Origin of the sequence: Agromyces allii (genome assembly GCF_009749385.1) — a bacterium.
Lineage (GTDB): Bacteria > Actinomycetota > Actinomycetes > Actinomycetales > Microbacteriaceae > Agromyces > Agromyces allii.
This window is the reverse complement of record NZ_WBIN01000001.1, coordinates 148,690-160,939: the sequence shown is the minus strand read 5'-3', so window position 1 is coordinate 160,939 and position 12,250 is coordinate 148,690. Positions and strand designations below refer to the sequence as shown.

Sequence of the window (12,250 nt, the reverse complement as noted above, 5' to 3'; positions counted from 1 at the left end):
AGCCTACCGACGGATGCCGCGCCTCGGCGTTCGCCCGACGGACTCGCCGCCCGACCGACTCGCCTAAGCTGGTCTGTCGTGACGGATGCACCGATCGGGATCTTCGACTCCGGCGTTGGCGGGCTCACGGTCGCCCGAGCCGTGAAGGACCAGCTGCCGAACGAGTCGATCCTGTACATCGGCGATCTCGAGCACTCGCCCTACGGCCCGAAGCGCATCGCCGACGTGCGCGGCTACGCGCTCGCGGTGCTCGACGACCTCGTCGCGCAGGGCGTGAAGATGCTCGTCATCGCCTGCAACACGGCATCATCGGCGATGCTGCGCGATGCGCGCGAGCGCTACGACGTGCCCGTGGTCGAGGTGATCCAACCGGCCGTGCGCCGGGCCGTCGCGACGACCCGCAACGGGCGGGTCGGCGTCATCGGCACGGCGGGCACGATCTCGTCGCGTGCCTACGACGATGCCTTCGCCGCGGCACCGCACCTCGACCTGCACACGGTCGCCTGCCCTCGGTTCGTCGAGTTCGTCGAGGCGGGCGTCACGAGCGGCGACGAGCTGCTCGCCGTGGCCGAGGAGTACCTCGCGCCCCTCCGGGCGGCCGAGGTCGACACGCTCGTGCTCGGCTGCACGCACTACCCGTTCCTCAAGGGCGCGATCTCGTACGTCATGGGCGAGCGCGTCTCGCTCGTCTCCAGCGACGTCGAGACCGCGAACGACGTGTACCGCGTGCTCGTGAGCACCGGCACCGAGCGCCGGTCGGCGATGCCGCCCACCTACCGCTACGAGGCGACGGGCGGCTCGACGAGCGCGTTCCTCGACCTCGCGCACCGACTCATCGCGCCCGAGATCCCGAGCGTCGAGCTCGTGCAGACCGGCGCCGTGACCATTCCAGATCGCAGCTTCGCAGAGAAGCTCGGCCGACTTCGACAGGAGAACGCATGACCGAGGCATCCGACAACCAGATCGTCCGCGCCGACGGGCGCGCACCCGACGACCTGCGCGAGGTGACCATCGAGCGCGGTTGGAGCGAGCACGCCGAGGGCAGTGCGCTCATCTCGTTCGGTCGCACGAAGGTGCTCTGCACGGCGAGCTTCACGAACGGCGTCCCGCGGTGGATGTCGGGCAGCGGCAAGGGCTGGGTCACGGCCGAGTACGCGATGCTGCCGCGCGCGACCAACACGCGCAACGACCGCGAGGCCGTCAAGGGACGCATCGGCGGTCGCACGCACGAGATCAGCCGGCTCATCGGCCGGAGCCTCCGGGCCGTCGTCGACATGAAGGGCCTCGGCGAGAACACGATCCAGATCGACTGCGACGTGCTGCAGGCCGACGGCGGAACCCGCACGGCCGCGATCACGGGCGCCTACGTGGCCATGGCCGACGCGATCGAGTGGGCGCGCGGCAAGCGGTTCATCGGCCAGAAGACGCAGCCGCTCATCGACTCGGTCGCGGCGATCTCGGTCGGCATCGTCGCCGGCACGCCCATGCTCGACCTCGCCTACACCGAGGACTCGCGCGCCGAGACCGACATGAACGTCGTCGCGACCGGTCGCGGCCTCTTCGTCGAGGTGCAGGGCACCGCCGAGGGCGCGCCGTTCGACCGCCGCGAGCTCGACGCGCTGCTCGACCTCGCGCTGGGCGGCACCGCGTCGCTCACCGAGATCCAGAAGGCCGTGCTGGCCGAGGCGCGGGCGAACGCGTGAGCCTCGAGATCGTCCTCGCGACCCACAACGCGCACAAGGTCGCCGAGTTCCAGCGCATCATCGGCGAGCGGATGCCGCACGCCACCGTCGTCTCGTACGACGGCCCCGAGCCCGTCGAAGACGGCGTGACGTTCGCCGAGAACGCCCTCATCAAGGCGCGGGCCGCGGCCGCGCACACCGGGCGCATCGCCCTCGCCGACGACTCCGGGATCGTCGTCGACGTGCTCGGCGAGGCTCCCGGCATCCTCTCGGCGCGCTGGGCCGGGCACAAGGCCGGCGACGAGGCGAACCGCCGACTGCTGCTCGATCAGATGTCGGACTTCGCCAGGCCGAACCGCGGAGCGGAGTTCCGCTGCACGATCGCGCTCGTCGTGCCCGAAGGGCTGCTCGCCGGGGGATCCGAGTTCGTCGCCGAGGGCCGCTGGCGCGGCACGCTCGCGTACGAGCCGCGCGGGTCGCACGGGTTCGGCTACGACCCGATCTTCGAGCCCGACGGGCACGAGATCACCGCCGCCGAGCTGAAGCCCGAGGAGAAGAACGCCCGGAGCCACCGCGCGCTCGCGTTCGTCGAGCTGCTGCCCGAGCTCGAGCGGGTCGCGGCGCAGGTCGCGGCGTAGCGCACGGCACGGGTCTCGGCTCCGAGTGCCGCGGCGCCGAGGGCTGAGAACGCGACTCATTCCCATCACGGGCGGGGCCGCGATTCCCCGCCTACGCTGGACCTGATGGCGCACTCACACGATCACTCGCACGGCCACGCCCACGGCGCGGCGAATCGCACCAGGCTCTGGATCGCGATCGCCATCATCGGCGTGTTCCTCGTGGTGCAGGTCGTCGGCGCCGTGCTCACGGGCTCGCTGGCGCTGCTCGCCGACGCCGGGCACATGTCGAGCGACCTCATCGGGCTCGTCGTCGCCCTGGTGGCGGCCATGGTCGCCGCGCGGCCCGCGACCGACCGGCAGACCTACGGGTACCGCCGCGCCGAGGTGCTCGGCGCGCTCGTGAACGGCGTGATCCTCGTGGTCGTCGCAGTAACCGTCGCCATCGGCGCGGTCTCGCGGCTCGTGTCGGGCGCATCGGGCGAGGCGCACGAGGTCGCGGGCGGCGGCATGCTCGTCGTCGGCATCGCGGGGCTCGTCGCGAACATCGCCGCGATGCTCGTGCTGCGCGGCGGGGCGAAGGACTCGATCAACCTGCGCGGCGCCTACCTCGAGGTGCTCGGCGACATGATCGGCTCGGTGCTCGTGATCGTCGCGGCCGTGGTGATCGTGCTGACCGGGTTCGACGCCGCCGACCCGATCGCCTCGATCGGCATCGCCGTGCTCATCGTGCCTCGCGCGATCTCGCTCCTGCGCGACGTCGTGCACGTGCTCTTCGAGTCCGCGCCCGTCGACACGGATGTCGCGGAGATCCGCGAGCACATCCTGCGCACACCCGGCGTGGTCGCCGTGCACGACGTCCACGTGTGGCAGATCACGTCGGGGCAGCCCGTGTTCTCGGCGCACGTCGAGGTCGAGGCCGACGTGTTCGCCTCCGGGCGCACGGGCGAACTCCTCGACGAGCTGGGCGGATGCCTCACCGCGCACTTCGACGTCGAGCACTCCACGTTCCAGCTCGAACCCGCCGGTCGTGCAGGCCAGGAGCAGGGCACGCATCGCTGACCGACGGGCGGATGCGGCATCCGCTCGCCGGGATGGCATCCGGTGCGCGACCCGGCTGGGTCGGGTCGGGACTCAGCAGGAAACGCGCTTGGCCACGCCGTCGGAGAGAACGCTCTTCGAGCCGATCAGGACCCAATCGGTGATTCGAAGCGTCGTGGCGGTCGCCGACGTTCCCTTCGCGAGGCAGGTCGGCTTCGAGAGCAGCAGGGCGGAGCCGGATGCCGCGGCGAGCGGGATCGCGCTGATCGCGTCGGCGAAGCCTTCTCCGTTGACGACGTAGACCCGGTTGCTCGGCGTGACCGGCCTTGATCCCTGCCGGAGAACCAGCTGATTGGTGTCGTACCGGTTCGTTCCGCCCCACCTCTCGAGATGGGAATCGCCCATCGACGGGAAGTGGCGCAGTTCGTTGAACAGCATCGGATTGATGACGCTCGGGCTTCCGATGGCGATGATGTCGGTCGGCGACGCCGTGTGGAGGAACACCCGTGTCGCATCGTCGATCGTCTCGCTGCTGCCGTCGATGAGCAGCAGCGGCTCCCCGTGCTGTGCTGCCGCCGCCCCGCCCGAGAGCGCATCGGGGAAGTTGCGGCCCGTCGCGACGAACATCGGGCGATCGGTCGTCGCGGTTCCGAACGCGTCGGTGATGATCGCTTGCGACGTCGCGTAGCGATTGCGTCCGCCGACTCGCCGGACTTCGGGCGCGAGTCGAACGGCCTCGTCGAACACCTTGCGGGAGACGGCGGACTCGGAGCCGACGATGACGATCCGCGCAGGCTTCAGCCGCACGATCTCCGCCTTCACCTGTGCAGGGATCGCGGCGGGGTCGGTGAGGAGAAGGGCGCCGTGCAGCAGTGCGGCGGCGGGTCCGGCGCTGAGGGCATCTGCCCAGGCGGTGCCGCTGGCGAGGTAGAGCACGGGGATTCCGGGAGCGAACTGATTCGTCACCTGGACCGCGGTCGAGTAGCGATCGGGGCCGGCCAGTCGTGAGACCTGCGGGGTGCCCGGCCCCGGGAGCTCGATATCGACCCCGAGGGTCGTCTGGCCGGCGACGACATCGAATCGCCGAGCCGAGGAGGCCTCACGCCCGCCGCCGGCGAATGCGCCCCAATTGGCGGGTGCCTCACCCCGCTCGGAAGCGCTGACGACGTATCGGCCCGCTGCGAGTGAGTCGATCGTGTACGAGCCGTCGGCACCGACCGTCCCGGACCAGATCGGCCTATCGGAGATCCTGTCGTCGGCGTCCACGAAGTACGCGTGGGCGGAGAGATCGCCGTTCGTGGGCTTCTTCGTCGAGATCGTGCCCGCGATCGACCCGCCGAGCGGCACGTGGACCTCGATCGGGTCGGAAGTGCCGTCTGCGCGAACGGTGACGTGCTGTGCGTCGTAGGGCGACGACACATCGCCGTACCAGGCGAAGCTCCAGGTACGTGAGCTGGAGCGGGCTTCGATGAGGATCCGGTACTCGCCCGGCGAGAGTTCGCCGATGCTGAAACTGGTGCAGGAGAATGCGTGCACGGCCGTCGTCATCGCGCCTCCGCGCACGTCGACCGCGCTCGCGGAGCAGTCGACTCGCTCGCTGTTCCGGCCCTCGAGCTCGATCGTGCCCGTGATGCTGCCCACGCCGATCGCCTCAGCGGGCGCGACGTCGACCAGCGTGAGGGACGAGAGCAGTAGTGCCGCGGCCGCCAGTGCAACGGCAATGGCGCGAATGCGGGACGAGCGCACAGGCATGTAGGGATCCTCGGGTCGAGTCGACTACCGGACCGATGCCCGATGGCTGCTCGATCTTAGCCGCGCCGACGGGGGTGTCGACTACCTCGCATCGCCGTCTTCGAGCGGACCCCGCTCGAAGACCTCGGGGTCGAGCACGAGCTGCTCGGCCTCGTCTTCGTCGGTGACGACGTCTTCGCCCGCGCGCTCGGCCTTCTTGGCCTTCGAGCGCTCCCGCAGGTAGTGCCAGAGCGTGATGACGGCCGTGCCGCCGACGGCGGCGAGCAGGATCAGGTCGATGTAGGACTTGACGAAGTCGGCGACCGGCGGAATGAAGCCGATGCCGTAGCCGAACATCGTGAGGCCGAAGCCCCAGAGCACCGCGCCGACGAGGTTGTACAGGGTGTACTTGCCCTTGTGCATGTGGCCGACGCCCGCGGCGATCGGCGTGAACGTGCGTACGATGGGGACGAAGCGGGCGAGGATCACGGCGAGGGCGCCGAACCGCTCGAAGAACGCGTTCGTGCGCTCGACGTTCTTGACGCTGAAGAGGCCCGACTCCTTGCGCTCGAAGATCGATGGGCCCGCCTTGTGGCCGATGTAGTAGCCGACCTCGCCGCCGACGAACGCCGCGAGGCCGATGAGCAGCGAGACCCACCAGACCGAGATGCCGAAGACGCCGTGCTCCGAGTCGGCCAGGGGGTGCGAGAGCAGCCCGGAGATGACGAGCAGGGTGTCGCCAGGCAGCAGGAAGCCGACGAGCAGCCCCGTCTCGGCGAAGATGATGCCGCACACCACGAGCAGGGCCCACGGGCCGGCGCCGCCGATGATGGTCTCGGGGTCGAGCCATGGGATGAGCGCGGTGTTGATCACGAAGGATGCTCCTGTCGGCGGCGGGACGCGGCGGTGCTGCGGCTCGTGCGGCGTGGTGTCGTTGCAGTCTACCGAGCCGATGCGCGGCCCGACTGGGGGAGAACCCCGAAATCATCCCGTGGGATGAGTCGACTCCGACCATGGGGGCAGACGACATCGGCGCCGCGGCATCCGATCAGGTGAACGGATGTCGCGGCGCCGGTGGATCGCGGGTGCGCCGGCTCGGAGCCGGCTCGGGCTATGCCCCGAGAGCCTCGAAGATCGCGCCGTTGAGGCGGAAGGAGGCCTTCGCCTCCTCGATGAGCGCGTCGACCTGTTCGGGGTGCAGCGCGAGCGCGTTCATGGCCTCGCGGTAGCGGCGCTTGTAGCGCACGGGGCCCTCGGCGCCCAGGTCGAAGTCGTAGAAGCTCAGCTGCTCGGGAGTCGCGCCGTAGTGCCGGCCGACGAGCGCGGCGATGGCCTGGCCGCCCGAGAGGTCGCCGAGGTAGCGCGTGTAGTGGTGCGCGAGGTAGCGCACGTCGTCGTCGGAGACGGCGCGGAGGTGCGCGGCGTACGCGGCGGTCGCGGGCAGAGCCGGGTGGGTCTCGCGCCAGTCGGCCGCGCCGAGCGCTGCGAGGTCGGACTCGATCGCCGCGAGACGCGCAAGCTTCGGGTCGAAGACCTCGCCGTCGCCCTCGCGGCTGCCGCGCTCCTCGAGCGCCTCGTAGACCCAGGCGAACTGCGCGAGGTAGCGCGTGTAGTCGTCGAGCGAGAGCTCGCCGCCCATGAGGCGCGTGATGAAGCCCCGGGTCTCGGCATTGCGGTGGTCTTCGGCGGTCGCGGCGCGTACGAGCGCGGCGACGTCGAGGGGCTCGGTGGCGGCCACGGACTCGGTGGGGGGAGCGATGGTCATCGGACGCGTCCTTCGTACGGCAAACAGGTAAGGCTCACCTTACATGCCGAAGGTCACGGGAAGATGTCGGATGCCGGGGCTACCGTCGACCCATGCGATACGGCTTCATCTACACCGGCGACGATCCCGAACTCGCAGTCGAGCTGGCCGTGCTCGCCGAGGCGCACGGGTGGCACGGCTTCTTCGTGTGGGAGGGCATCTGGGCCACCGATCCGTGGGCGACGCTCGCCGCGGCCGCCGTGTCGACGAAGACCATCCGGCTCGGCACGATGCTCACGCCGGTGCCCAGACGTCGGCCGTGGGAGCTGGCGAGTCAGACCATGACGGTCGATCGGCTGTCGAGGGGGCGCGTGATCCTCTCGGCCGGGCTCGGGGTGCCCGAGGCCGTCGAGCCGAGGTTCTGGCTGTTCGAATCCGACCCGGGCCGACGCGAGCGGGCCGAGCTGCTCGACGAGTCGCTCGACCTGCTCGAGCGGTTCTGGCGGGGCGAGGCCTTCGAGCACGAGGGCGCGCACTACCGCGTCGCCCGCGCCGAGAGCCTGCTGCCACCGCCGAGCGTGCAGCAGCCGCGCATCCCGATCTGGGTCGTCGGCGTGTGGCCGGCGCCGAAGTCGATGCGCCGGGTCGCCCGGTACGACGGCTGGCTGCCGAACTTCGCACCGCCCGGCGCGGAGATCGCGCCGGGATCGCCGGGGTTCACACCTGCGGTGGCCGCCGAGGCCGTCGAGTGGATCCGCCTCGAACGCGAGCGCCTGGGCCTCGCTGACCGGCCGTTCGACGTCGTGCAGGAGGGCTCGACGCCGGGTCTCGATCCCGAGGCCGATGCCGCCGTCGTGCGTCCGTGGGCCGAAGCCGGGGCGACGTGGTGGCTCGAGGCCGACTGGAGCGTGCCGGCCGAACGCGTCGAGGCCGCCGCCAGGGCGCGCATCCTCGCCGGGCCGCCGCAGGTCTGAGCGCGTCGTCACATTCGCGGTGCACGTCGACCGGGCCCCATAGGGTCGGCACGTGACCACCGAACGCCATGTCGTCGTCGAACCGAGCGTGCTCTACGTGGGCACGCCCGCCTACCTGATCGCCACCGAGAACGCCGACGGATCGGCGAATCTCGCGCCGGCGTCGTCGTACTGGGCCCTCGGCCGCATGCTCGTGCTCGGCATCGAGACCGACGGCCAGACCGCGACGAATCTCGTCGAGCGGCCCGACCTCACGGTGAACTTCCCGTCGGGCGAGCTCTGGCGTTCGCTCGCGCGACTCTCGACGCTCACCGGGCGCGACCCCGTACCCGAGGCGAAGCGACGGCGCTATCGGTTCGAGCCCGACAAGTTCGCCGCCGCCGGGCTCACGCCGCAGCCGGCCGATCTCGTGCGCCCGCCGCGCGTGCTCGAGTGCGCACTGCAGTTCGAGGCGCGCGTGCGTCGAGCCACGCCGGGGCTCGACGGCACGTACCTCATGGTCGAGGCCGAGGTACTGCGCGTGCACGCCGACACCGCGATCCTCGACCCGACCGGAGCGCACATCGACCCGACCGCGTGGAACCCGCTCGTCTACGCGTTCCGGCACTTCTTCGAACGAGGCGCCGAGGTCGGATGGCTCGCGTCGAGTCCGACCGCGCCGCATCCGCCCGTCATCGAATGACGCAGGGCGACGTGCGCGCAGATCGGGGGGTGACGGCGATCCCTCGGCCGCGTAGCGTCGAGCCATGACGAACATCACCGAGAGACTTGCAGAAGCCGTGCCCTCCTGGGGTGCGAAGGTGGCCTACGGCGAGAAGACGACGCTGAACGGGCGGGAGTTCGTTCCCGTCGCACTCGTCGGCTTCGGCTTCGGCGGTGGCGAGGGATCGGGCGAATCGCCCGAAGACGGCAAGGGCCCGGCCGGGCGCGGCGAGGGCAGCGGCGGCGGTGGCGGCGGGTACGCGGTGCCGATCGGCGCCTACGTCGAGGGCCCCGACGGCCCGCGGTTCCGCGCGAACCCGATCGCGCTCATCGTCGTGGCGACCCCGCTGGTCTCGGCGCTCGGCTGGGCGCTGTCGCGCATCATCAACTCGGCGCGTTGAGCGAGTCGGTGCGCGCCGCGCTCGGCGCGCGCCGGTCGTCGGCGTGATGGCGCTCCCTCGCTCCTCCACGTGCTCCCGCCCGGCTCGCGGATCGAGGCTGCACGCGGCCCGCCTCGATCACGTTCCTCGACCCCGCAGTCGTTTCCCGATCCGGTCGCGGCCGATCTAGAATCGCCCGACGGTTCAGCGCCTCGAGGCGCCCGAACCCAGACGACTCGAGGAGCAACGTGGCGCTCGCTACGGTGAACGCCGCATCCGACCGCACGGCGGAGACGACCTCCGTCGAGCCGTCCGACTCCGCCGTCAGGCTCCTCGCGGCGCGCGACCGCCTCCTCGGCCAGCTGACCCTCATCGCGGGCGCCATCGGTGCGACCGGCATGGCGGCCGCGTTCCTGTTCGCGGGCTCTCTGAACGTGTTCGAGAAGGCCGCCCTCACCGCCGTCTCCGCGGTCGTGCTCGCGCTCATCGTGGTGTTCACCCGAACCGGGCTGCGTCTGATCGGGATCGCGGCGGCCGTGGCTTCGGCGGCCGCCGTCGTCATCGCCTCGGCACCCGGAATCGACGCGGCCAACGAGCTCGGGATCGCGATCTGCGCATCCGTGACCGCGCCCGCGACTTCCATCCTCCTGATTCCCCGACGCCGGGGCGTGCCCGACATGGCCGTCGGCCTGGTCGCCGCGCTCGGCGCGGTCGGCTACGCGTCGGTCGTCGTCGGCGGCGGAAACCTGTACCTCATGATCACCGCCACCGTCGGGTGGGCCGCGGCCGTCACGGCCGGGTCGTGGATCTCCGTGGCGATGGACCGGACCGTCGAGCGGTTCGCCGTGGTCGACGCCGCCTACGACGTCGAGCACGCGGCATCCGTCATCGCCACCCGCAAGCGTCAAGACGCGAGGCTCCTGCACGACACGGTGCTCGCGACCCTGAGCCTGGTCGCCCACGGCGGGCGCGGCGTCGATCCGGAGACCTTGCGCACGCAGGCGAACATCGACTCCCGGATGCTGAGGAACCTGCGCCTCACCGGGATCGCCGACCACGACAGCACACGGTTCGCGGCGCCCCCGCAGGAGGAGTTCGAGCTCGGCATGACGTTCGAATCGGTCAGGCACCGGTTCGCGGGCCTCGGACTGAACGTGAACTGGCACGGCGAGGGCCGGCTCCTGCTCGCCTCGGATCGGATCGACGCGTTGCTCGGCGCCGTCGGAGAGTGCCTGGAGAACGTCCGTCGGCACTCCGGCGTCATCGACGCCGACGTCACCGTCACCGCCGACGACAACGCCGTCAGGACGATGGTCACCGACCAGGGCGCCGGATTCGACCCGGATGCGATCGAACACGGTCGTCTCGGGTTCGCCGAGTCCGTCGTCGGCCGTCTCGAGTCGGTCGGCGGCAAGGTGCGGGTGTTCTCCTCGCCGGGGGCGGGCACGACGGTGATGCTCGAGGTCCCGAAATGACCGTCACGAGACCACCACGACCGCAGCGCAGGATCCACGACGTCGTCCAGGCCGCCCAGGGCGGCCGCCGTGTCGCGCTCGGCGCCCTGGCCGCGGCGACCGTGATCGTCGGGGGGCATTTCGTCGAAGCCGTCACCCTGTACGACCGGTTCCCGGCCGGCCCGGGCCCGTGGCCGGCGTGGGTGGCCTTCTCAGCGGTGTTCGCCCTGGTGGCCGTCACCGCGGTCCGCGTCGACGGACGGATCCCCGACTGGGTGCTCGTCATTGTGATGGTCGGCCTCTGCAGTGCGGCGGCCCTCGATGTCCAGGCGACCTGGGGCCTGCTCGGCGCGCACGCGCACCCGACGGTCGCACCCGCATGCGGGGCGCTGCTGATGGTCGTCGCCGCCCAGCGACCGGTGACCGGACCCATCGTCGCGGCATCCCTCATCGCCGCGGCCCAGATCGCGGCGGCACTCACCGAGACGGAGACCGCCGGCCTCGAGATGTTCACCGGGTTGGGCTCCGCGGGTGCGACCATCCTTCCGGTCGTGCTCGCCACCGTCGCCGTGCGCGGCTTCCGGACGATCGTCGATCACGAACTCGCCCTCGCGCGGGCCAGGAAGACCGCGATCACCGGCCCCCTGGTCGACGCGGGCGAGGTGGAGGCCATCGCCCGGCTGGACCGGGACGCGGAACAGGTCCTCGACCAGGTCGCCTGGGGCGAGTACCTCGATGCGGCGACGTCGGCTCGAGCCGAGGAGGTCGGTTCCGCGCTTCGGCGCCGACTCATCGAGGGCCGAAACGAGACGTGGCTGAAGTACGCCGTCGAGCAGTCCGACTACCTGTCGGAGTTCGTCACCGTCAACGACGAGGGCGCCCATGCCACGCAGCTCGACCACGACCAGCGCGACGGGCTCCTGGTGGGACTGTGGCTTCTCCGCGGCCATGCACGGCAGGCGGAGCGGGTCCCGTTCGAGATCAACGTCACCGTGCTCGAGCACGCGGAGAAGAGCGTGTCCATCCGGATCGACGTCGCCGGAATCCAGGTCCGAGACGTCGACCAGACCGCATGGGACTCGTTCCAGCTCGTCGGCCCGGTCGCGACGACGGCCGACGACGCGGGCTTCGAGATGAGGATCGCCGACCCGGCCGCAGCGGACGCGGGCGCCGGCGCCCGCGGGCTGCACCGTGCAGATCGGCACCGTGCCGATCAACACCGAACCGACCACCACCGTGCCGACCAGCACCGCGCCGATCACGCTCCGCGTCCGCAGAGAAGGGAACACGCCGGTGAGCACCCCCAGTGACCGCCACGACTACTACGGCCTCCCGGCATCCGTCGCCGACACCCTCACCAGGCCTCGCGACCCGAAGGCGAGGAGGACCACTCGGCACCCGGCGCTGATCACCTCGATCATCGGTGCGGTGATCACCGTCGTCGCGTTCGTCGCGTGGCCCACCTGGTGGGTGCTGCTCGCGAAGCTCGGCATCATCGTCACCATCCTGCAGGCGGCGTTCTGGGGGTTCGCCGCGCTCGGGTACCGGCCGTTCGCGGTGGTCGGGTGGAAGGTCAGCCTGCCGCCGTTCCTCGCGCTGATCCTGATGACCGGATGGCTGCACATCGACGTGAACGCCCCCGAGAGCGCGGGCGCGTTCATGGTGATGTGTCTCGTCACGACCTGCGCACTCCCGGCGCTGGGGTTCATGATCGGCCCGCCGGTGCATCCGTCGATGCAGGAGCCCGAGTGGTTCGTGATCTTCGCGCTCGTCGTGGCGTTCGTCGCGATGTACGCGGTGGCCTGGTTCATCCGGGAGCCGGCGTGCGACCTCCGGGTGCTCGCGGAGTGCAGCATTCCCTGGTGAGCAGCGAGACTCGGTGCGCCGAGGCTGCTTCAGCGCAGAGGAACGCGGCCGATCTCGGG

The 12,250-nt window shown here is 70.8% G+C and carries 13 protein-coding genes; 10 read left to right on the top strand and 3 right to left on the bottom strand.

The window, feature by feature from the left end; genetic code table 11:
• Positions 1-78: 78 nt before the first annotated feature.
• From murI to GQR16_RS00695, 4 genes are all read left to right on the top strand, one after another.
• Positions 79-942: a glutamate racemase gene (murI, locus tag GQR16_RS00710; RefSeq protein WP_157413240.1), complete on the top strand. Its 864-nt coding sequence runs from the start codon at positions 79-81 to the stop codon at positions 940-942.
• A complete protein-coding gene (rph, locus tag GQR16_RS00705) occupies positions 939-1,703 on the top strand; it encodes a ribonuclease PH (RefSeq protein WP_157413239.1) in 765 nt (254 codons plus the stop codon). Before murI ends, rph begins: the two co-directional genes overlap by 4 nt.
• Positions 1,700-2,320: an RdgB/HAM1 family non-canonical purine NTP pyrophosphatase gene (gene rdgB / locus GQR16_RS00700; protein ID WP_157413238.1), complete on the top strand. Its 621-nt coding sequence runs from the start codon at positions 1,700-1,702 to the stop codon at positions 2,318-2,320. The genes rph and rdgB overlap by 4 nt, the downstream gene beginning before the upstream one ends.
• Before the next feature lie 105 nt (positions 2,321-2,425).
• The gene (locus GQR16_RS00695; RefSeq protein WP_157413237.1) at positions 2,426-3,361 is read left to right on the top strand and encodes a cation diffusion facilitator family transporter; all 936 of its coding nucleotides are present in this window, start codon (positions 2,426-2,428) and stop codon (positions 3,359-3,361) included.
• Between the two features lie 72 nt (positions 3,362-3,433).
• Here GQR16_RS00695 and GQR16_RS00690 read toward each other — a convergent pair whose 3' ends face one another.
• From GQR16_RS00690 to GQR16_RS00680, 3 genes are all read right to left on the bottom strand, one after another.
• The gene (locus GQR16_RS00690; protein WP_157413236.1) at positions 3,434-5,092 is read right to left on the bottom strand and encodes a cell wall-binding repeat-containing protein; all 1,659 of its coding nucleotides are present in this window, start codon (positions 5,090-5,092) and stop codon (positions 3,434-3,436) included.
• Positions 5,093-5,173: 81 nt separating this feature from the next.
• Positions 5,174-5,941 carry a DedA family protein gene (locus GQR16_RS00685; RefSeq protein WP_425482604.1) on the bottom strand — a complete coding sequence of 256 codons (768 nt, stop codon included), beginning with the start codon at positions 5,939-5,941 and terminating at the stop codon, positions 5,174-5,176.
• Between the two features lie 241 nt (positions 5,942-6,182).
• Positions 6,183-6,836: a biliverdin-producing heme oxygenase gene (locus tag GQR16_RS00680; protein ID WP_157413234.1), complete on the bottom strand. Its 654-nt coding sequence runs from the start codon at positions 6,834-6,836 to the stop codon at positions 6,183-6,185.
• A gap of 92 nt (positions 6,837-6,928) precedes the next feature.
• On the opposite strand from GQR16_RS00680, the gene GQR16_RS00675 reads away from it, so the two are divergent.
• From GQR16_RS00675 to GQR16_RS00650, 6 genes are all read left to right on the top strand, one after another.
• Positions 6,929-7,789, top strand: coding sequence for an LLM class flavin-dependent oxidoreductase (locus GQR16_RS00675; protein ID WP_157413233.1), 861 nt, complete (start codon positions 6,929-6,931; stop codon positions 7,787-7,789).
• A 52-nt stretch (positions 7,790-7,841) separates the two neighbouring features.
• Positions 7,842-8,471, top strand: a complete 630-nt coding sequence (locus tag GQR16_RS00670; protein WP_157413232.1) for a flavin reductase family protein — start codon at positions 7,842-7,844, stop codon at positions 8,469-8,471.
• A gap of 64 nt (positions 8,472-8,535) precedes the next feature.
• Positions 8,536-8,892: a hypothetical protein gene (locus GQR16_RS00665; protein WP_157413231.1), complete on the top strand. Its 357-nt coding sequence runs from the start codon at positions 8,536-8,538 to the stop codon at positions 8,890-8,892.
• Between the two features lie 227 nt (positions 8,893-9,119).
• Positions 9,120-10,346, top strand: coding sequence for a sensor histidine kinase (locus GQR16_RS00660; protein WP_157413230.1), 1,227 nt, complete (start codon positions 9,120-9,122; stop codon positions 10,344-10,346).
• Entirely contained in the window at positions 10,343-11,635 is a 1,293-nt protein-coding gene (locus GQR16_RS00655; protein WP_157413229.1) for a hypothetical protein, read from the top strand. The genes GQR16_RS00660 and GQR16_RS00655 overlap by 4 nt, the downstream gene beginning before the upstream one ends.
• Positions 11,619-12,191: a hypothetical protein gene (locus tag GQR16_RS00650; RefSeq protein ID WP_157413228.1), complete on the top strand. Its 573-nt coding sequence runs from the start codon at positions 11,619-11,621 to the stop codon at positions 12,189-12,191. Before GQR16_RS00655 ends, GQR16_RS00650 begins: the two co-directional genes overlap by 17 nt.
• Positions 12,192-12,250 lie beyond the last annotated feature (59 nt).